Raw genomic sequence first — 19,882 nt, 5'->3', positions numbered from 1 at the left:
GGAGCGCGGGGTCAGGCAGTGGCGGCGTCGTAGAAGAGTTCGCCGTTGCGCTGTTCCACCAGGGCCTGCTCGATGGCGGCCTGGTGCACCTCGTCGGCGTGCTCTTCGCGGGCTTCGGGCTGGATGCCCAGGCGGGCGAACAGCTGCATGTCCTTGTCGGCCTGGGGGTTGCCTGTGGTCAGCAGCTTTTCGCCGTAGAAGATGGAGTTGGCGCCGGCCAGGAAGGCCAGGGACTGCATCTGCTCGTTCATCTGCTCGCGACCGGCGGACAGGCGCACATGGGACTTGGGCATGAGGATGCGTGCCACCGCCAGGGTGCGGATGAAGTCGAAGGGATCGACGTCCTTCTCGTCGGCCAGCGGGGTGCCCTGGACCTTGACCAGCATGTTGATCGGCACCGACTCGGGATGCTCAGGCAGGTTGGCCAGCTGGATCAGCAGGCCGGCGCGGTCGTCCACCGACTCGCCCATGCCGAGGATGCCGCCGGAGCAGATCTTCATCCCGGCTTCGCGGACGTAGGCCAGGGTCTGCAGGCGCTCGCCGTAGGTGCGGGTGGTGATGATGCTGCCGTAGAACTCCGGCGAGGTGTCCAGGTTGTGGTTGTAGTAGTCCAGGCCGGCGTCGGCCAGGGCGCGGGTCTGCTCCTGGTCCAGGCGGCCGAGGGTCATGCAGGTCTCCAGGCCCAGCGCCTTGACGCCTTGCACCATCTGCAGGACATAGGGCATGTCCTTGGCGGACGGGTGTTTCCAGGCAGCGCCCATGCAGAAGCGGGTCGAGCCGATGGCCTTGGCCTCGGCGGCCGCCTCCAGCACCTTCTGCACCTCCATCAGCTTTTCCTTTTCCAGGCCGGTGTTGTAGTGGCCGGACTGGGGGCAGTACTTGCAGTCTTCCGGGCAGGCGCCGGTCTTGATCGACAGCAGGGTGGAGACCTGCACGCGATTGGGATCGAAGTGCTGGCGATGCACGCCCTGGGCCTGGAACAGCAGGTCGTTGAAGGGCTGCTGGAACAGGGCGCGGACTTCGGCGAGAGTCCAGTCGTGACGCAGGGCGGTAGCGCTCATGGGAGATCCTCGATGCAGGGGGCGGCCAGGTGCCGGAGCAGGGCCGATGAATGCGGTCGACCTTAGCGGAAGTCCGGGTTGACTACTGCTCATAAAATGAGCAATTGCCGGATTTTTTGCAGGGAGATTGATGGAGTCGTAGGTTGGGTTGAGCGCTAGTGAAGCCCAACAGGGCTGGCACGGTGCTGGTTGTTGGGCTTCGACGGTGCAGCTGTCCCAACCCAACCTACGCGCTAATCCCCTCTCCCTTTGGGCGAAGGTTGGGGTGAGGGCGAAGCCTAGAGCATCCGCTCCAGCCCCACCGCCTTGACCACCCAGGCGTTGAAGCGCCGCCAGGCGCTGCCCGGTTCGTGGTGCAGCACCCGGGGCTGGCCGTCGCGCTCGCTGACCCACTCCAGCCGCACCTGCCCGCGATCCTCGACACGCTTGACCGCATAGGAGACGCTCGGGTCCATGCCCTGCAGCATCAGCTGGCGCAGGCGACCGGTGAGGGCCGGGCTGTCCACCAGGATGCCGACCTCGGTGTTCCACAGCACCGAGCGCGGATCGAAATTGAAGGAGCCGATGAAGGACCAGCGCCCGTCGATGGCCATGGCCTTGCTGTGCAGACTGGATTCGGATTCGCCAAAGCTGTAGGGCAGGGCGGAGCGTTTCTGGTCCGGGCGGGCGCGCAACTCATAGAGCCTGACCCCCTGGGCCAGCAGGGCCGCGCGATAGGGCGCATAGCCGGCGTGCACGGCGGGTACGTCGGTGGCTTCCAGGGCGTTGGTCAGCACCCGGACATCGACGCCGCGGGCGGCCAGGCCACCCAGGTAGGCGACCCCCTGATTCATCGGCACGAAGTAGGAGGAGACCAGCAGCAGTTCGCGCTGGGCGCCGTCCAGGGTCGGTTGCAGCTGATGGGTGAGCAGCAGTTGCCAGTCCGGTTCGTCCTCGGCCAGCACCTTGCGCGGCGCATCCCAGAACGCGTGGGCGTGGGCCCAGGTCAGCTCCCGCAGCCAGCCGTCGAGCTGGGGCGCGGTGGCGTAGCGGCGCAGGCGGTTGTACAGCGCCAGGTCGCGGGTGCGTTCGCTGTCGAGGTAGTGATGCAGCCGCGCGCGCAGCCGCATCAGGGCGGTGGGCGAGGGGACGAACCAGCGCAGCCGCCGGGCCGGCTGGCTCAGCGGACTGTTCCAGTACTGGTCGAAGCTGGTGCCCAGCTGGCGTGCCACCGGGCCGGCGGCGAGCAGGTCGAGATCGGTGAAGTTCATCTCCGGGCGGGCATCGAAGTACTCGTCGCCCAGGTTGCGGCCGCCGACGATGGCCACGCTGTCGTCGGCCAGCCACAGCTTGTTGTGCATGCGGCGGTGCTGATGGTTGAGATCCACCAGGCGGCCCAGGGCCCGGGTCGGACCGGTGCTGCGGCCCAGGTGCAGCGGATTGAAGACGCGGATCTGCACATTGGGATGGGCCGCCAGCACGGCGATCTGGTAGTCGTTGCCGTCGCTGCTGGTGTCGTCGATGAGAAAGCGGATGCGCACGCCGCGATCCGCCGCCTTGAGCAGTTCGTTGACCAGCAGCCGCGTGGTCAGGCCGTCGTGGACGATGTAGTACTGGATGTCCAGGCTGCGCTGAGCCTTGCGGATCAGCTCGGCGCGAGCGGTGAAGGCGTCGGTGCTGGTTTCCAGCAGACGCAGACCCGACAGGCCCGGATGGGTGGCGCCGGCCATGCGCACCTGGCTGTCCAGGGCGGTGCCGGCGACCGGCAGGACCTGAGAGGCGTGGCGCGGAATCGGCGTGGCGCAGCCGGCCAGCAGCGCCAGCAGCAGGGGCACGACCAGGCGGATCACAGGCTGTCCTTGAGGCGATACCAGAGCATGCCCAGGGCCAGCAGCGGCGACCTCAGGTGGCGACCGCCGGGAAAGCGCGCATGGGGCACCCGGGCGAACAGGTCGAAACCGGCCGACTGGGCGAGGATCGCCTCGGCCAGCAGGTGACCGGCCAGGTGGGTAGCGTTGACCCCATGACCGGCATAGGCCTGGGCATGGAAGACATTGGGGTGCTCGCGCAGCCGGCCGATCTGCGGCAGGCGATTGGCGCCGATGCCGATCATGCCGCCCCAGGCGTAGTCCACCCGCACGTCCGCGAGTTCGGGGAAGACCTCCAGCATCTTCGGCCGCATGTAGCCGGCGATGTCCCTGGGATCGCGTCCGGAATAGTGGCAGGCGCCGCCGAACAGCAGGCGGCGGTCGGCGGAAAGGCGGAAGTAGTCCACCGCCACGTTCTGGTCGCAGACCGCGCGATTGCCTGGCAGCAGGCGCGCGGCGCGTTCGGCGGACAGCGGCTCGGTGGCGATCACATAGCTGCCGGCCGGCAGGACCTGGGCGGCGAGATCGGGTTGCAGGTCGTCGATATAGGCGTTGCAGCAGAGCACCAGGGTATCGGCCGAGACCCGGCCGCGGGCGGTGTGGACGCGCACCCGGGGGCCGTATTCCAGGCGGGTGACCTGGCTGTCTTCGTGCAGTTGCACGCCCAGCGCCCGGGCCGCGGCAGCTTCGCCGAGAGCCAGATTGAGCGGATGCAGGTGGCCGGAGCCCTCGTCCACCATAGCGCCCTGGTAGCGGTCGGAGCCGACCACCTCGGCCAGCCGGGCCTTGGGCACCAGGCGCAGCGGATGGGGATAGCCCAGGGCCCGCAGCGCGGCATGCTCTTCCTGCAGGTGCTGCCAGTGGCGCGGCTTGTTGGCCAGGTCGGCGAAGCCCCAGGTGAGAGCGCAGTCGATGCCATGGCGGGCGATGCGCTGACGCACCAGGTCCACCGCCTCGAAGCCCAGGCGCTTGAGTTCGCGCACCCCCTCGGTGCCGATGACTGGTTCGAATTGCTCGACGTCATGGCCGACGCCGCGGATCAGTTGGCCGCCGTTGCGGCCGCTGGCGCCCCAGCCGATGCGGCGGGCTTCCAGCAGCACCACCCGGGCGCCGCGCTCGGCCAGTTCCAGGGCGGTATTGAGCCCGGAAAAGCCACCGCCGACCACGCAGACATCCGTTTGGACCTCGCCCTCCAGGGGCGGAAAGTCCAGTTCCAGATTGGCGGTGGCGGCGTAGTAGGAAGGCGCGTGGGGCTGCATGGCGACGTCTGGCTGACCTGGCGAAGGCGCAATCCTAAGCCGCGGGGCGCCCGGCTACCAAGGTGAAACTCATCGGCAACTGGGCGTCCTGGTTTTGATAGAGGTCGTAGTCGACCTCGCGATTGGAGTGTGGATGCTCTTCCAGCCGTTGCAACCTTAGGCCGGCATCCAGGCAGGCGGTGACGATGGCGCCCAGGGTGTGGATGTGCCAGTAGCTCGGCGCGCCCTGGCCGTGATCCACGCCGTCGTAGGCGATGAGGTGGTCGCTCACCAGCGGCTCGCGGCGGAAGTAGCTGTAGCGCGGCACCAGCGGCTGGTCCGCCTGGGGCTCGAAGACTTCCAGGAAGGGATGGGTCTCGTAGATCACCAGGCGCCCACCCGGGGCCAGCAGGCCTTGCACCGCGGCGAAGAAGGCCGGCAGGTCCGGCATCCAGTTCAATACGCCAATGGTGATCAGCACCAGGTCGTGCTGGCCGAGCCCGGCGGGCAGGGCATAGATGTCGGCCGCCACCAGTCGCGGCGCCAGGCCCGCCGCCGCGGCCAGCTGCTCGCCCTGGGCGAGAAAGGCCGGCGACTGGTCTATGCCCAGCGCGGGACGGCCGCCAAGGCTGGCCAGGGAGAGCAATTCGCGGGCGTTGTTGCAGCCGACCTGGGCGCAACTCAGGCCGCGGATGTCCAGTGCGGTGAGGGTGGCGGTCAGGCAGTCATCCAGGACCGAGAAGCCGGGTTGCCGGACCTGTTTCAGCAGAGTCTCCCAGTCCTCGCCCCGGGCATGGAGCGGCGCCGACAGCTCCCAGGCCTGGCGATTGGCGGCGGTGATGAATTGGCGTTGGCGGGGATCCATGGCGTGGCCTGCTTGGCGATCTGACGAAAGAGCGCAGCCTAGACGCCCGGCGCCGGGATCGCCAAGCGCGCGCTAATCCGGCACCGGCAGACTCAGGGTCTCCTTGATCTCTTCCATCACGATGTAGCTCTTGGATTCGCGCACATGGGGCAGCTTGAGCAGGATGTCGCCGAGCAGCTTGCGATAGGAGGCCATCTCGGAGATGCGCGCCTTGACCAGGTAGTCGAATTCGCCGGAGACCAGATGGCATTCCAGCACCTGGGGCAGCTTGAGCACGGCGCGGCGGAATTCCTCGAAGGTGTCGCCGGACTTGTAGTCCAGGCTCAGCTCGACGAACACCAGCAGCCCGGCCTTGAGGTGCTGCGGATTGAGGCGGGCGTTGTAGCCCTGGATGATGCCCTCGCGCTCCAGGCGACGGACGCGCTCGGTGCAGGGCGTGGTGGACAGCCCCACCCGTTCGCCCAGCTCGGTGAAGGAGATGCGGCCATCGTCCTGGAGGATGCGCAGGATGTTGCGGTCGATCTTGTCCAGCTCGCGTCTGGCCTGGTGATGGGTACGCATCGCGGGGGTCTCTGCCAAAGGGGTCTTTACCGGAAAATTACTCCGAATATAGGCAATTCTTCAGTGATTAGCACTGCGAGCGGCTTTCTATACTTGCCGTATCTGCCTTCATTCCGACGAAAGCCGGCGAAATCCTCTCGCCGGCCAGGAGCTAGCGATGCGTGTACTGGTTTTGGGTAGCGGCGTCATCGGCACGACCAGCGCCTACTATCTGGCCCGTCAGGGTTTCGAGGTGGTCGTGGTCGATCGCCAGGCCGGTCCCGCGCTGGAGACCAGCCATGCCAACGCCGGTCAGGTCTCGCCTGGCTATGCCTCGCCCTGGGCCGCGCCCGGCGTACCGCTCAAGGCGCTGAAGTGGCTGTTCCAGAAGCACGCGCCTCTGGCCATCCGCCTGACCGGCGACAGCAGCCAGTACCTGTGGATGGCGCAGATGCTGCGCAACTGCACCGCGGCCCGCTATGCGGTCAACAAGGAACGCATGGTGCGGCTGTCCGAATACAGCCGCGACTGCCTCGACGAGTTGCGCCAGGACACCGGCATTGCCTACGAAGGCCGCCAGCTGGGCACCACCCAGATCTTCCGCACCCAGCAGCAGGTGGAGGCCGCGGCCAAGGACATCGCCGTGCTGGAGCGCTCCGGCGTGCCCTTCGAGCTGCTCGACCGCGACGGTGTGGCCCGGGTCGAACCGGCGCTGGCGGCGGTCAAGCACAAGCTGGCCGGCGGCCTGCGCCTGCCCAACGACCAGACCGGCGACTGCTTCCTGTTCACCAATCGCCTGGCCGAGGAAGCCCGCCGCCTGGGCGTGGAGTTCCGCTTCGGCGCCGAGATCCAGCAACTCAGCGCCAATGGCGATCGCATCGACGGCGTCAGGGTCGATGGCGAACTGCTCACCGCCGATCACTACGTCCTGGCCTTAGGCAGCTATTCGCCGCAGCTGCTGGCGCCCCTGGGCATTCGCGCGCCGGTCTATCCGCTCAAGGGCTATTCGCTGACGGTGCCCATCGTCGATGCCGCCATGGCGCCGACCTCGACCATCCTCGACGAGACCTACAAGGTCGCCATCACCCGCTTCGACGATCGCATCCGCGTCGGCGGCATGGCCGAGATCTGCGGCTTCGACCTGAACCTGGATCCGCGCCGCCGCGCGACCCTGGAAATGATCACCGGCGACCTCTATCCTCGCGGCGGCGACCTCGCCCGGGCCAGCTTCTGGACCGGTCTGCGACCCGCCACCCCGGACGGGACCCCCATCGTCGGTGCCACCCGCTATCGCAACCTGTTCCTCAATACCGGGCACGGGACGCTGGGCTGGACCATGGCCTGCGGCTCCGGTCGCCTACTGGCCGATCTGATCGCCCGCAAGCAGCCGCAGATCAGCGCCGAGGGTCTCGACATCTCCCGTTATTCCGCTACCCAGGAGTCCCCGCGCAATGCCCGTACAGCGTCTGCACACTGATCGCCGCCTCAGCGAAATCAATATCCACAACGGCACCGTCTACCTGGCCGGCCAGCTGGCCGACGACCTTTCCGGCGACATCTACCAGCAGACCCGCGAGACCCTGGCCAACATCGACAAATTCCTCGCCGAGGCCGGCAGCGACAAGCAGCACATCTTGGTGGTGACCATCTTCCTGCGCGACATCGCCCTGCACTTCGAGGGCATGAATCGCGCCTGGGACGAATGGGCCGCCCAGGGCGCCACCCCGGGTCGCACCACCGTCGAAGCCAAGCTGGCCAAGCCGGACATCCTGGTGGAAATGAACGTCATCGCCGCCGTCAAGGCCTAAGACCGCTGTTCCCCCTCTCCCCCTGGGAGAGGGCCGGGGTGAGGGCGCTGTCCAGCCCTCCTTTCCCTCACGCTTCCTTTGCCGAGACCTCCCATGCGTCCCGCCCGCGCCGTCATCGACCTTGCCGCCCTGCGCCAGAACTATCGCCTGGCACTTGAACTCTCCGATGCCCGCGCCCTGGCGGTGATCAAGGCCGATGCCTATGGCCATGGCGCCGTGGCGGTGGCCAGCGCCCTGGCCAAGGAAGCCGACGGCTTCGCCGTGGCTTGCATCGAGGAGGCCCTGGAGCTGCGCGCCGCCGGGATCCGTGCGCCCATCCTGTTGCTGGAAGGCTTCTTCGGCGTCGACGAATTGCCGCTGATTGCCGAGCACGAGCTCTGGACGGTGATCCATGCCGACTGGCAACTCCAGGCGGTGGAGCGGGCCACCCTGGCGCGGCCGCTGCAGGTCTGGCTGAAGCTGGATTCCGGCATGCACCGGGTCGGCTTCTTTCCCCAGGACTACGCCGCCGCCTACCGGCGACTGCTGGCCAGCGGCAAGGTCAGCGGCATCGTCAAGCTGACCCACTTCGCCCGCGCCGACGAGCCGGACAGCCCGGCCACCGCGACGCAGATCGCCACCTTTCGCGCGGCCACCGAGGGCCTGCCCGGACCTACCAGCCTGCGCAATTCGCCGGCGACCCTGGGCTGGCCCCAGGCGGCCGGTGACTGGGTGCGCCCGGGGCTGATGCTCTATGGCGTCTCGCCCTTCGCTACGCCCCAGGCTGCCGCCGAACGACTGCAACCGGTGATGACCCTGACCTCGCGGGTGATCGCCGTACGCGAACTGCCAGCCGGCGAGCCGGTGGGCTATGGCGCGCGCTTCGTTACCGCCGGGCCCACCCGGGTCGGCGTGGTCGCCCTGGGCTATGCCGACGGCTATCCGCGCCACGCGCCCAATGGCACCCCGGTGGCCATCGAAGGCCGTCCCGGCCAACTGATCGGCCGGGTATCCATGGACATGCTCACCGTCGACCTCACCGATCATCCCCAGGCCGGGGTGGGCAGCGAGGTGGAATTCTGGGGCCGCCAGGTGTCGGTGGCGGACCTGGCGGAACGCTGCGACACCATCCCCTACCAGCTGCTGTGCAATCTCAAGCGGGTGGCGCGCAGCTATCGCGACTAGGCCCTGGGCAGGGCCTCCGGGCGCTGCCGCCGCCAGGCGAACGCCTTGCGGGGGCCGCACGTCCGTCGTGGTGTTGTAAATCTCGAACAGCGTTGCCATGATGCCGAACACCGTGCCGCGGCACGCCTTCAGCGCGTGGCCTGGCCACGTCTCACCCGCCTGCTCGAGGAGTCTTTCCCACCTTGGACGTCGGTGCCCGCCTGCAAACCATCCGTACCCTCAAGGGCCTCTCCCAGCGCGAACTCGCCAAGCGTGCCGGGGTGACCAATAGCACCATCTCGATGATCGAGAAGAACAGCGTCAGTCCCTCCATCAGCTCGCTGAAAAAGGTGCTGGCCGGCATCCCCATGTCCCTGGTGGAATTCTTTTCCCTGGACCTGGAGCAGGACACGCCGACCCAGGTGGTCTATCGCGCCAATGAGCTCATCGACATCTCCAGTGGCGCCCACACCGTGCGCATGCGCCTGGTCGGTCGGGCCCATCCCAGTCGCGCCCTGGCCTTTCTCGACGAGACCTATCCGCCCGGCGCCGACACCGGCGAAGAGATGTACGCCCATGAAGGCGAAGAGGCCGGCCTGGTGGTGGAAGGCCGCCTGGAGCTGACCGTGGGCGGCGAGGTGCACATCCTCGAACCCGGCGACAGCTATTACTTCGAAAGCAGCCGCCCGCATCGCTTCCGCAATCCCTTCGAAGCCCCCGCCCGGCTGATCAGCGCGACCACGCCGGCGAATTTCTGAGCACCCGCGGCAAGGCGGCTGTAGGGTGGAAAACGGCGCAGTCTTTTCCACCTGGAGGCCGGTGCGGGAGCGGCCCTCACCCCAACCCTCTCCCGGAGGGAGAGGGGGCTGGCCGGGTAGATTCGTGGGCAAACCGTAGGTTGGGCTGAGACAGTTTCATCGTCGAAGCCCAACATCGCCGCCACGCCGAGGTAAGGCCTGTTGGGCTTTGCTGCGCTCAACCCAACCTACGAGCCAATCCCCCATAACTCCCCTTCATCGATCCCCAGGGCCGCCAGCTCCGCCCGGCGTAGCGGTTCGTCCTGGGCGAGAAAGAATTCGTCCAGTTGCGGCGGCGCCACGCCGCTGGCCAGGAGCAGGGCGTGGGCCTGGCCGCGGTGGTGCAGCTGGTGCACGAAGAGGTGCTGCAGGGTGCGCAGGCGCTGTTCCCGTACCGGGCCGCTGGCGCGGGGCAGGGTGATGAGCGGGGTCAGTTGCTGCGGACCAAGGTTGCGGCACAGGGCGATGAGGCGCAGGTCACTGGCGCTCTGGGCCGCACGCAGCGTCGCCAGGTCAGGCCAGGCGGTATCCTGGTAGGGCCGGGGCTGGTCGTGCAGGGCATCGAGATAGAAGCGATCGACATCGAGCAGATGGCCGAGCAGGGCCCAGAGCGAGCCGAAGAAGGCGGCGGGTTGGGGCGCCCGCAGGGCGGCGACCGGCAGCAGGGCGCAGGCCGCCAGCAGGCGGTGGTTCGACCAGCGATTGTTGCAGGCCTGGGCCAGCAGCAGGGTGGTGGTCATGGGCAGGTCCTCGGCACGGCGCGCGGACACCTACTGTAACCTGCGGCGGTGTGGCGGAGGTCGCAGCCTGGGCCCCCTTGGCATTGAGCCGCTGCCGGCACTTTGCCATGCTCCGCGGCTCTGCTCTCTATCTGCAAGGATGCGCCTGATGCCTAGAATTTCGCCCTGGTTCGGCCTGGTCGCCGCCCTGTGCCTGGGTGCCCCGGTCCGGGCCGCCGACTCCGTCGCCCTGCCCGACCTGCCCTACATCCCCCTGGGCGTGGTGGGCCACGACAACAACGCCGCCTATCCCGATGCGCAGATGGAAAGGCGCCTGCAGTTGCTCGACCGCTACAACCTGCGCAGCTATCGCTCGGGTGAATTCCTGCTGCTGGATCTGCCCCGCCTGGATCGCCTGGTGGCCCTGGCCCGCCAGTACCGCATCACCCTGCGACCGGTGATCACCCAGCAACTGACCCAGGCCCAGGCCTATGCCCTGGCCAAGCGCTACGCCAAGGACATCAAGATCTGGGAGATCGGCAACGAGCAGGACTATTCGCGAGTCGGCGCCGGCATCCGCATCAGTCGACTGGTGGACATCTATCGCGGCATCCGCCGGGCCTCCGACGAACTGGACGCCGGCCTCGAGACCACCATCAACGTGATGTCCTGCAACCCCGGCGACCGGGGCCCCAAGGCCCGTTGCCCGGGCGATCGCCTGGGGTCCATGTGGTTTCTCGATCAGGCCCGGGCCGCCGGGTTCGCATTCGACCACATCAGCTTCCACTACTACCCGCACTACCGCGACCGCGGCCGCTGGATGGATCTCTACCTGGGGCAGATGCGCGCCATGGCGGAAAAGTACCGGACGCGGATCTTCTTCAACGAGGTCAATTGCGGCGAGATCTACCAGGGCGCCACCGATGGCGGCCGGCCGGGCGATCAGGGCTGCCATGACAGCCTCGAAGCCATCCTTTCCGAACTCAATGGGCGCTATCGCGACATCGTTCGCGAGATCAACGTCTACGAATTGCTCGACGAGCCGACCCATCCGATTGCCCATGAGCGTCACTTCGGGCTGATGTACGACCTGGACCGCCCAAAACCGGTCATGGAACTGATCCGCCGCTATGCCGGCAAGCCCTGAGCCGTCAGAAAGCGGACAAACCTGACTTCAACGCGAAAACAGGTCTCATGGGTGACCGAACGGTCACCGACGAACGGTAGACAAAGTGCCATCATCGGCACCGTACATCTGGCAAAACGCTGCGTTTACCCCTGCTTCGTGATGGCACGGGTTCTTATTGGTCTAGCGCTTGCACTAGGCTTTGCAGGTGCTAGGGAAACGATCTTCCCCGGCAGTTTTCCTGCTGTACCGAGGTGGGATGCACGGATCGAATCGCGCACCTCGGCCTATCTGGTTCCTTCTTGATGACAATCCTTAGCTCCATCTCCCGCCGCCTGCCGCGTCAGGCGCTGCTCTTGCCTGCCCTGTTCGCCACCGCTTCGCTTGCCACCTCCGCCCAGGCCGTTGACCTGGTCGGTCTCAACTTCTCCGGCGCCACCTTCGCCGCCCAGGTACTGCCCGGTGTCAACGACCGCAACTTCATCTTCCCGGCCGAGAGCCATTTCCAGCAGTGGAGCGCCAAGGGCGTGAAGCTGGTGCGCTTCCCCATCCTCTGGGAGCGCCTGCAATCGTCCATGGGGGCCAATCTCGATCCCACCTACGCCGGCCTGATCGATCGCACCCTGGGCTACGCCCAGAAGTACGGCGTCAAGGTCATCCTCGATCTGCACAACTACGCCCGCTATCAGGGCAAGGTCATCGGCGCGGGCGAAATCCCCTACGAGGCCTTCCAGAATCTCATGACTCGTGTCGCTCAGCGCTGGGGCACCCATGCGGCGCTCTATGGCTACGACATCATGAACGAGCCCCACGACGCCGTGAGCAACTGGCCGACCGCTGCCCAGTACGGCATCGATGGCGTGCGCGCGGTCGATTCGACCCACCCGATCTTCATCGAAGGCAACGGCTGGGCCGACACCACCCGCTGGCCGCAGTGGAACGATACGCTGCTCAAGCTCAAGGACCCGGCCAACAACCTGATCTTCATGGCCCAGGCCTTCTTCGACACCAGCCTGAACGTGGCGACCCTCTCGCCCAGCTATGGCGTCGAGCGCCTCAAGCCCTTCGTCACCTGGCTCAAGGCCAACAACAAGCGCGGCTTCATCGGCGGCTTCGGCGTACCTGACACGGATGCGCGCTGGTTGCCCATTCTCGACGGCATGCTGGCCTATCTGAAGCAGAACTGCATTCCGGCCACCTACTGGGCCGCCGGCCCGGGCTGGGGCACCTACAACCAGGCGGTCGAGCCGATCAATGGCAAGGAGCGTCCGCAGTGGGCGGTGCTGGCCAAGTACCTGGACAAGGACAGCTGCGCCGGTATCGGTCCGCAGGTGACCCCGACTGCCGCCACGCCAGCCAAGACCGAGACCGCCACGGGCGGCGCGACCGCGGGCACCACCGGCGGGACCGGGGCTACCGGCACGACCGGAGCGACCACCGGCACCACCACCGGCGCCGCGCCGGCGACGGGTACCAGCACCACGGGCACCACCGCAGGCAGCACGCCCATGGCTGGCGCCGTCACCGGCACCACCGCCAATACCGCGACCTCGTCCAAGCTGACCACTGTCGAGCAGCTCTACCTGGCCTACTATGGCCGGGCCGCCGATGCCGGCGGCCTCAACTACTGGGCCTCGCGCCTGGCCGGCGACATGAGCGTCGAGCAACTGGCGGCCAACTTCGCCGGCAACGGCGAATCGACCGCCCTCTATGGCTCGCTGAGCGGTGCGGCCCTGGTCAATCAGGTCTACCAGAACCTCTATGGCCGTAGCGCCGACAGCAGCGGCAGCGCCTACTGGACCAGTCGCCTGGCCAACGGCGTCACCTCGCGCGCCAACCTGCCACTGGAGGTCATGCGTGGCGCTGCGGGCGACGACAAGACCGCCTTCGACAAGAAGGTGAGCACCGCGCTGGCCCAGGGCACCACCACGACCACGCCGACCCCCGCGGCCAGCGTGCAACCGGTGCAGAACGTGGTCCTGCCGGTCGCCAGTGGCAGCGTCTCCTCGGCGCCGTTGACCGGCTACAGGAACATCCCCCTGGGGGTGGTCGGGCACGACAACAGCGCCGCCTATCCGCCTGCCGAGATGGAGGCCCGCCTGCAGCTACTGGCGGCGCGCAATCTGCGCACCTATCGCTCCGGCGAGTATCTGGTGACCAACCTGCCCGAGCTGGATCGGCTGGTGTCCCTGGCCCGCAAGTACAACATCACCCTGCGGCCGGTGATCACCCACAAGCTGACCCAGGCGCAGGCCTATACCCTGGCCAAGCGCTACGCGAACGACATCAAGATCTGGGAGATCGGCAACGAGCAGGACTACGCCAAGGCGGGTGCGCAGGATCGCATCAACACCCTGGTCGGCATCTATCGCGGCATCAAGCAGGCCTCGGACGAGCTGGGCGCCAACCTCAAGACCACCATCAACGTGATGGCGTGCAACTCGGATGATCGCACCACCACCTCGCGTTGCCCGGGTGATCGCAATGGGGCCATGTGGTTCCTCGACCAGGCCAAGGCGTCGGGCTTCAACTTCGACTACATCAGCTTCCACTACTACCCCTATGTCGACGACAAGGGCTACTGGATGGACATGTACCTGGGCCAGATACGCGCCATGGCCAACAAGTACAAGACCAAGGTGTTCTTCAACGAGATGAACTGCGGCAACGTCTACCAGGGCAACACTGACGGCGGCCGTGACGGCGATCGGGCCTGCTACGACAGCGTCAAGCAGATGCTCACGGTGCTCAACACCAGCTACAGGGACGTGGTGGCCGAGATCAACGTCTACGAACTGCTCGACGAGCCGACCCTCTCGGTGGTCCACGAGCGCCACTTCGGGATGATGTATGACCTCAAGCGTCCCAAGCCGATCTTCGACATGGTGACCAGCTTCGCCAAGTAGGACCCGGCGCGGCCAGACCACCGTCCCCGCTGCCTGACCGGTAGCGGGGGCGGTGTCGTTTTGGGGGGAGGAAAGGAGGGGGTGTCAGTCCGGCGTGGTGCGGCCCTCACCCTAACCCTCTCCCAGGGGGAGAGGGGATTACTCCAGTGCTGGGAATAGTTGGGTGTAGCGCCTGGGCCTGGGGTAGCGTGCCGAAGCTCGAAGCAGCACGCATTAGCCTCCTCTCCCTCCGGGAGAGGGCTGGAGTGAGGGTGTCAGCTTGGCGTGGGGCGGGCCCTCACCCTAACCCTCTCCCTGGGGGAGAGGGGATTGCTCGGCGTGGGGCGAATCCCGGGGTGACTTCGGATACCCCCTCTCCCTCCGGGAGAGGGTTGGGGTGAGGGTAAGCGCCGGCAGAGATCCTCAGCCCTTCTTCAGCATCGCCCGCATCGCCGCCAGGGCGTCGTTGCCGCGGGCGGCCTTCTGTTCCTGGGGCGCTTCTTCCAGGCCTTCCCACTGCAGGTCCTCGGGTGGCAGTTCGTCGAGGAAGCGACTGGGGGTGCAGTCGATCAGCTCGCCGTACTGCTTGCGCCGGGTGGCGTAGGTGAAGGCCAGGGTCTGGCGCGCGCGGGTGATGCCCACGTAGGCTAGGCGGCGCTCCTCCTCGATGGTGTCGGCCTCGATGCTGGAGCGGTGCGGCAGGATTTCCTCTTCCATGCCCATGATGAACACATAGGGGAATTCCAGGCCCTTGGAGGCGTGCAGGGTCATCATCTGCACCCCGTCGGCACCTTCCTCTTCTTCCTGCTGGCGTTCGAGCATGTCGCGCAGGACCAGCTTGGCGATGGCATCCTCGATGGTCATCTGGCCGTCTTCATCCTTTTCTAGGATGTTCTTCAAGGCATCCAGTAGGAACCAGACGTTGCCCATGCGGAAGTCGGCGACCTTGTCGGAGCTGGCGTTCTGGCGAATCCAGTTCTCGTAGTCGATGTCCATCACCATGCTGCGCAGGGCGCCGATGGGATCCTCGCCCGCGCAGTTCTTGCGGACCCCGTCCATCCAGCGCTTGAAGCGCGACAGGCGCTCGGTGAAGCGGGCGTCCAGGTGCTCGCCCAGGCCGATCTCGTCGGCGGCGGCGTACATCGAGCGATCCCGGCTGCCGGCATAGTTGCCGAGCTTTTCCAGGGTGGTGGAGCCGATCTCCCGGCGCGGCACATTGATGACCCGCAGGAAGGCGTTGTCGTCGTCCGGATTCACCAGCAGGCGCAGATAGGACATCACGTCCTTGACCTCCTGGCGGGCGAAGAAGCTGGTGCCGCCGGAGAGCCGGTAGGGAATCTGGTGGTGCTGGAGCTTGAGCTCCATCAGCTTGGCCTGGTGGTTGCCGCGATAGAGAATGGCGAAATCCGCGTAGGGCCGCTGGGTCTTGAGGTGCAGTGTGAGGATCTCCAGGGCGATGCGCTCGGCCTCGCCATCCTCGTTCTTGCAGCGCAATACCCGGATCGGATCGCCGTGGCCCATCTCGCTCCACAGCTGCTTCTCGAACACGTGGGGGTTGTTGGCGATGAGCACGTTGGCGCACCTGAGGATGCGGCTGGTGGAGCGGTAGTTCTGCTCCAGCATCACCACCTTGAGCGAGGGAAAGTCGTCCTTGAGCTGCATCAGGTTTTCCGGTCGCGCGCCGCGCCAGGCGTAGATAGACTGGTCGTCGTCGCCCACCACGGTGAACTGGGCGCGCTCCTGCACCAGCATCTTTACCAGCAGGTACTGGCTGGTGTTGGTGTCCTGGTATTCGTCCACCAGCATGTAGCGGATGCGGTTGCGCCAGCGCTCCAGCACCTCGGGATGCTCCTGGAACAGCTTCACCGGCATCAGGATGAGGTCGTCGAAGTCGACCGCGTTATAGGCCTTGAGGGTGCGCTGGTAGTGCAGGTAGACCACCGCGGCGGTCTGCTCCTTGGGTGTGCGCGCCTTTTCCAGGGCCTCCTCCGGCAGGATGAGGTCGTTCTTCCAGTTGCCGATGTAGTTCTTGATCTCGTCCAGGCCGTCGTCGCCCTGGTATTCCTTCTGCATGATGTCGGTGAGCAGCGCCTTGATGTCGCCCTCGTCGAAGATCGAGAAGCCCGGCTTGTAGCCCAGGTGCACGTACTCGCGGCGGATGATGTTCAGCCCGAGGTTGTGGAAGGTCGAGACGGTCAGGCCGCGGCCTTCGCCGGCTTTCAGCAGGCTGGCCACCCGCGCCTTCATCTCGCGCGCCGCCTTGTTGGTAAAGGTCACGGCGCAGATGTACTGGGCGCGGACGCCACACTGCTGCACCAGGTAGGCGATCTTGCGGGTGATGACGCTGGTCTTGCCGGAGCCGGCACCGGCCAGCACCAGCAGGGGACCGCTGATGTAGGCCACGGCTTCGGCCTGGCGGGGATTGAGCTTGGACATGGCGGACCGGGGTGACGACGCTGGGCGGGGGATTCTACCAGCGCCGGTCAGCCCCGGTCTCAGGGCTTGGGCGGTGGCGCGACGAAGGTCAGCTGGCGCGGATAGCCGTACTTCTCGCCGGGCAGTACCGGACTGTCGAGGAACACGCCCATGCTGCGGCCGAATTCGCTGACGTGGGTGACGGCATAGTCCTGGCCGTCGGCCAGACGGACGATGGCGCCCGGCTTGAATTCCTCGCGATTGCGCTCGGTCACCGGGATGGAAATGCCGGCGGCCTTGCGGTAGATGCCCTTGAGCCAGTCCTGGTTGGTGAAGTCGTTGATCGGGGTGTTGAAGCGCCCCGGCAGGCGCTGCAGATGGCGTCCGGTACCGGGGGCGTCGTCCACCACCAGGCGCCGGGGATAACCCACGGCCTCGGCATCCAGCGGCTTGCCCTCGACGAACACGGCCAGGTTGTCGCCGACCCGCTGGACCTCGGTGATGGCGCGCCACTCGCCGTCGCCCAGCTGGACCTGCCGCCCGCTGATGAAGCCCTCGACGTTGGCCGGGGTCGCCGGAATGGTCACGCCGGCCACCCGGCGCAGGACGCCACGATCCCAGTCTTCGTTGCTGAAGTCGTTGATGGAGCTGGAGAGGAGTGGCTGGGGAGCGGAAGTCTCGTGCGATGGGCTGGCGGTCTGTGCTTGGGCCAGCGGCAGGCCGAGACAGCAGGCGCAGAACAGCAGGGCGGAGAGAGCCAGGCGAGTGGGCATAGAGGTCATCCTTAACGCAGGTTTCTTGTCGGTCCCATACCGGGAGTGGGCGATAGACCCCTGATGTCCTCCGGCGTTTGGCGAGCGTGGCGCAAAGCGGCAATTTTTTACCCGCGCGGCGCCGAACGGCAAGGGCTGCGTTAACCTGGGGCTTTTCCCACGGAAGTCCAGCCATGCATTCGATCCTCGCCGCCGTCCCCCTGGCCAAGGCCTATCGGCTGCTCAACCACGGTCCCACGGTGCTGGTCAGCGCCACCCACGCCGGTCGGCGCAACGTCATGGCCGCGGCCTGGGCCATGGCGGTGGATTTCGAGCCGGGCAAGGTGGCGGTGGTGCTCGACAAGCAGACCTGGACCCGCGAATTGCTGGAAGCCGAGGGCAGCTTCGTGCTCAGCGTGCCCTGCGCCGCCCAGGTGGATCTGGTGCAGACGGTAGGCAACACCAGCGGTCGCGAGCTGGACAAGTTCGCCGCCTACGGCATCGAGACGCTGGCGGGCGAACAGGTCAGCGCGCCGTTGATCGCCGACTGCGTGGCCTGGCTGGAATGCCGTGTGCTGCCCGAGGCACACAACCAGCAGGGCTACGACCTGTTTCTCGGTGAGGTGCTCGCCGCCCGGGCCGATACCCGGGTGTTTCGCGAAGGCCGCTGGGATTTTCGCGGCCAGGATGGCCTGCGCACCCTGCACCACGTCGCCGGCGGTCACTTCCTAGTGATCGGCGACGGCATCCAGGGGCAGATGCTGACGCCGAAAGCCTGAGACCGCCGACGCCAGTGCCTGGCGCCGGCGCGGCCGGGGTCAGACGCGGAAGCGCGCGACCATCTGCTGCAGATCGCCGCCCAGGCGGGCCAGTTCGTTGACCGATGCCGCGGCGTGGGCGTTGGCAGTGGCCGATTCCTCGGCCAGGCCGCTGACCTTGACCACGTTGCCGTTGATCTCCTCGGCCACCAGGCTCTGCTCCTCCACCGCGGTGGCGATCTGCTGGTTGAGACCTTGGATCTCCGCTACCGCCTGGTAGATGACCTCCAGGGCGCGCTCGGCGTCCTGGGCCAGGGTCACGGTACCCAGGGTACGGTCGCGACTGGCCTGCATCCGTGCACTGGCTTCGGTGGTGCCCTGCTGCAGGGTGGCGATGAGTTCGCCGATTTCCTGGGTGGACTCCTGGGTCCGCTGGGCCAGGGAGCGGACCTCGTCGGCCACCACGGCAAAGCCACGGCCCTGTTCGCCGGCGCGGGCGGCTTCGATCGCGGCGTTGAGCGCCAGCAGGTTGGTCTGCTCGGCGATCGCCTTGATCACGTCGATGACGCTGCCGATGCGACCGCTGGCGGTGTCCAGGCGCTCCATGGCAGCGCCCAGGCCCTGCACCTCTTCGGCGGCCAGGGTGATTTCCTGGGCCGCGCGCTTGACCGTGCGACTGCCTTCGCGGGCCATGCTGTCGGCGTTCTGCGCGGCGCTGGAGGCGTTGGCGGTGTTTTGCGCGACGTTATGCACCGTGGCCGCCATCTCGTTCATGGCGGTGGCCACCTGATGCATCTCGTCGCGCTGCTGGGTGGCGCCACGGCTGGTCTGGACGCCAAAGGCCGAGAGTTCGTCGGCCGCGCTGCTGAGCTGTCCCACGCCGCTGGCGATGCCACCGACCAGCTGGCGCAGGTCATCGGCCATGGCCTGGGTGGTGCGTTGCAATTCGCCCAGCTCGTCACGCCGATTGATCTCGCTGCGCTGGGTCAGATCGCCGGCGGCGACGCGCTTGAGCATGGCCATGGCGGTCGCCAGCGGCTGGGTGATCTGGCGGGTGATCAGCCAGGCGGCGGCGATGCCGATCAGCAGGGCGATCAGGCTACTCAGCAGCAGCTTGAGCAGGGCGGCCTGGCGCTCGGCCGCAGCGGACTTGAGCTGGCCTTCGCCCAGTTGGTCCAGCAGCTGCACCAGCTTGTTGCCCTGCTCCTGGAGGCTGGCAACGGCGGCCTGGGCCTGGCGATTCTGGGCGACGATGGATTCGAAGAAGGCGCGATAGCGGGTCACGTCCTGGGTGGCGCTGTAGAGGCGCGCGGCGGTATCGCCGTCGATCTGCTTCTGGGCGCTGGCCAGGGTCTTGAGCAGCTCGTCGATGACCTTGAGGGTCGCCTGGGACTTGCTGTCATCGGGGGTGCCGAGGAAGCGGCGGATGGCCAGGCGCACCCCGACCATCTGCGCCTTCATCTCGGCCAAGGCCTTGAGGTCGGCGGTGCTGTAGCTGCCACCCGGAGCAAAGACCAATTCGAACAGCTGGTCGAGGGTCTCGGTAACGGTGTCGGAGACCCGGGTCAGTTCCTTTTGCGCGTCGGCGCTGGTCTGGTTGGCCTGTTGCAGGGCAGCGAAGCGCTCCTGATAGGTCTTCATCTCCTGCTGGATGCTGCCCAGGATGGCGACGTTGGCCGGGTTGGTCAGCAGGGTGAGGCCCTTGCCGATGTCTGCCGTCACCCTGGCCAGGGTGGCCTGTTGCCGGGTGCCGTTGGCGGCGCTGGGATCGAGCAGATAGGCCTTTTCGTCGATCCTGACGTCGAGCACGTCGGCCTTGAGCTGACCGCTGTAGCGCGTCTTGTTGATGCGCTCGAGCAGGGTGTTGGCGGTGAAATAGCCGAACAGCGCCACCACCGTCACCATGACCAGCAGGGCACCGAAGCCCA

At 66.8% G+C, this 19,882-nt stretch carries 16 protein-coding genes and 1 pseudogene; 7 read left to right on the top strand and 10 right to left on the bottom strand.

Annotated elements, in window-relative coordinates:
* Positions 1-11: 11 nt before the first annotated feature.
* The 5 genes from bioB to QE444_RS01235 form a co-directional block, all read right to left on the bottom strand.
* Entirely contained in the window at positions 12-1,061 is a 1,050-nt protein-coding gene (gene bioB, locus QE444_RS01255) for a biotin synthase BioB (RefSeq protein WP_133862046.1), read from the bottom strand.
* Between the two features lie 278 nt (positions 1,062-1,339).
* Complete coding sequence (locus QE444_RS01250; RefSeq protein WP_285385693.1) at positions 1,340-2,890, bottom strand: phospholipase D family protein; 1,551 nt, start codon at positions 2,888-2,890, stop codon at positions 1,340-1,342.
* Positions 2,887-4,167, bottom strand: a complete 1,281-nt coding sequence (locus QE444_RS01245) for an FAD-binding oxidoreductase (RefSeq protein ID WP_273862425.1) — start codon at positions 4,165-4,167, stop codon at positions 2,887-2,889. Before QE444_RS01245 ends, QE444_RS01250 begins: the two co-directional genes overlap by 4 nt.
* Positions 4,168-4,201: 34 nt before the next feature.
* On the bottom strand, positions 4,202-5,011 hold the full coding sequence (locus tag QE444_RS01240) for a class I SAM-dependent methyltransferase (RefSeq protein ID WP_285385691.1): 810 nt from the start codon (positions 5,009-5,011) through the stop codon (positions 4,202-4,204).
* A gap of 72 nt (positions 5,012-5,083) precedes the next feature.
* Positions 5,084-5,572, bottom strand: coding sequence for an Lrp/AsnC ligand binding domain-containing protein (locus QE444_RS01235; RefSeq protein WP_007159864.1), 489 nt, complete (start codon positions 5,570-5,572; stop codon positions 5,084-5,086).
* Positions 5,573-5,729: 157 nt separating this feature from the next.
* Between QE444_RS01235 and dadA the strand changes: the two genes are divergently transcribed.
* From dadA to QE444_RS01215, 4 genes are all read left to right on the top strand, one after another.
* Positions 5,730-7,028 (top strand): D-amino acid dehydrogenase, encoded by a 1,299-nt coding sequence (dadA, locus tag QE444_RS01230; protein ID WP_108581632.1) that lies wholly within the window; start codon positions 5,730-5,732, stop codon positions 7,026-7,028.
* The gene (locus tag QE444_RS01225; RefSeq protein ID WP_285385687.1) at positions 7,003-7,359 is read left to right on the top strand and encodes a RidA family protein; all 357 of its coding nucleotides are present in this window, start codon (positions 7,003-7,005) and stop codon (positions 7,357-7,359) included. The genes dadA and QE444_RS01225 overlap by 26 nt, the downstream gene beginning before the upstream one ends.
* A 93-nt stretch (positions 7,360-7,452) precedes the next feature.
* Positions 7,453-8,523: an alanine racemase gene (alr, locus tag QE444_RS01220; protein ID WP_187980571.1), complete on the top strand. Its 1,071-nt coding sequence runs from the start codon at positions 7,453-7,455 to the stop codon at positions 8,521-8,523.
* 182 nt (positions 8,524-8,705) lie between these two features.
* Positions 8,706-9,260 (top strand): cupin domain-containing protein, encoded by a 555-nt coding sequence (locus QE444_RS01215; RefSeq protein WP_007159860.1) that lies wholly within the window; start codon positions 8,706-8,708, stop codon positions 9,258-9,260.
* A 227-nt stretch (positions 9,261-9,487) separates the two neighbouring features.
* On the opposite strand, the gene QE444_RS01210 is transcribed toward QE444_RS01215, so the two are convergent.
* A complete protein-coding gene (locus tag QE444_RS01210) occupies positions 9,488-10,069 on the bottom strand; it encodes a DinB family protein (protein ID WP_285385685.1) in 582 nt (193 codons plus the stop codon).
* Between the two features lie 118 nt (positions 10,070-10,187).
* Here QE444_RS01210 and QE444_RS01205 point away from each other — a divergent pair, with 118 nt between their 5' ends.
* Together QE444_RS01205 and QE444_RS01200 are read left to right on the top strand one after the other, a co-directional pair.
* Positions 10,188-11,165, top strand: a complete 978-nt coding sequence (locus QE444_RS01205) for a hypothetical protein (RefSeq protein ID WP_285385683.1) — start codon at positions 10,188-10,190, stop codon at positions 11,163-11,165.
* 284 nt (positions 11,166-11,449) lie between these two features.
* On the top strand, positions 11,450-14,050 hold the full coding sequence (locus QE444_RS01200; RefSeq protein ID WP_285385682.1) for a cellulase family glycosylhydrolase: 2,601 nt from the start codon (positions 11,450-11,452) through the stop codon (positions 14,048-14,050).
* A 402-nt stretch (positions 14,051-14,452) separates the two neighbouring features.
* Here the strand turns inward: QE444_RS01200 and rep are convergent, their stop codons facing one another.
* Positions 14,453-16,465: a DNA helicase Rep gene (gene rep, locus QE444_RS01195; protein ID WP_285385681.1), complete on the bottom strand. Its 2,013-nt coding sequence runs from the start codon at positions 16,463-16,465 to the stop codon at positions 14,453-14,455.
* A gap of 59 nt (positions 16,466-16,524) precedes the next feature.
* Positions 16,525-17,217, bottom strand: a complete 693-nt coding sequence (locus QE444_RS01190) for a hypothetical protein (protein ID WP_133862035.1) — start codon at positions 17,215-17,217, stop codon at positions 16,525-16,527.
* Between the two features lie 173 nt (positions 17,218-17,390).
* Here QE444_RS01190 and QE444_RS01185 point away from each other — a divergent pair, with 173 nt between their 5' ends.
* Positions 17,391-17,975: a flavin reductase family protein gene (locus tag QE444_RS01185; protein ID WP_285385679.1), complete on the top strand. Its 585-nt coding sequence runs from the start codon at positions 17,391-17,393 to the stop codon at positions 17,973-17,975.
* A 39-nt stretch (positions 17,976-18,014) separates the two neighbouring features.
* Here QE444_RS01185 and QE444_RS23460 read toward each other — a convergent pair whose 3' ends face one another.
* Together QE444_RS23460 and QE444_RS23455 are read right to left on the bottom strand one after the other, a co-directional pair.
* The gene (locus tag QE444_RS23460; protein ID WP_405046453.1) at positions 18,015-18,740 is read right to left on the bottom strand and encodes a methyl-accepting chemotaxis protein; all 726 of its coding nucleotides are present in this window, start codon (positions 18,738-18,740) and stop codon (positions 18,015-18,017) included.
* Positions 18,714-19,859 (bottom strand): annotated as a pseudogene (locus QE444_RS23455) (methyl-accepting chemotaxis protein); the annotation flags it as partial. The pseudogene QE444_RS23455 and the gene QE444_RS23460, both read right to left, overlap by 27 nt.
* Positions 19,860-19,882: the final 23 nt, after the last annotated feature.

The organism is Pseudomonas sp. SORGH_AS_0199 (genome assembly GCF_031453735.1).
Lineage (GTDB): Bacteria > Pseudomonadota > Gammaproteobacteria > Pseudomonadales > Pseudomonadaceae > Chryseomonas > Chryseomonas aestiva.
The sequence above is the reverse complement of the archived record's forward strand: the minus strand, read 5'-3'. Positions and strand labels throughout refer to the sequence as shown.

Coding starts and splice junctions, on each gene's coding strand:
- bioB (WP_133862046.1), bottom strand. CDS start 1,061: ATGAGCGCTACCGCCCTGCGTCACGACTGGACTCTCGCCGAAGTCCGC.
- QE444_RS01245 (WP_273862425.1), bottom strand. CDS start 4,167: ATGCAGCCCCACGCGCCTTCCTACTACGCCGCCACCGCCAATCTGGAA.
- QE444_RS01240 (WP_285385691.1), bottom strand. CDS start 5,011: ATGGATCCCCGCCAACGCCAATTCATCACCGCCGCCAATCGCCAGGCC.
- QE444_RS01235 (WP_007159864.1), bottom strand. CDS start 5,572: ATGCGTACCCATCACCAGGCCAGACGCGAGCTGGACAAGATCGACCGC.
- dadA (WP_108581632.1), top strand. CDS start 5,730: ATGCGTGTACTGGTTTTGGGTAGCGGCGTCATCGGCACGACCAGCGCC.
- QE444_RS01225 (WP_285385687.1), top strand. CDS start 7,003: ATGCCCGTACAGCGTCTGCACACTGATCGCCGCCTCAGCGAAATCAAT.
- alr (WP_187980571.1), top strand. CDS start 7,453: ATGCGTCCCGCCCGCGCCGTCATCGACCTTGCCGCCCTGCGCCAGAAC.
- QE444_RS01205 (WP_285385683.1), top strand. CDS start 10,188: ATGCCTAGAATTTCGCCCTGGTTCGGCCTGGTCGCCGCCCTGTGCCTG.
- QE444_RS01200 (WP_285385682.1), top strand. CDS start 11,450: ATGACAATCCTTAGCTCCATCTCCCGCCGCCTGCCGCGTCAGGCGCTG.
- rep (WP_285385681.1), bottom strand. CDS start 16,465: ATGTCCAAGCTCAATCCCCGCCAGGCCGAAGCCGTGGCCTACATCAGC.
- QE444_RS01190 (WP_133862035.1), bottom strand. CDS start 17,217: ATGCCCACTCGCCTGGCTCTCTCCGCCCTGCTGTTCTGCGCCTGCTGT.
- QE444_RS01185 (WP_285385679.1), top strand. CDS start 17,391: ATGCATTCGATCCTCGCCGCCGTCCCCCTGGCCAAGGCCTATCGGCTG.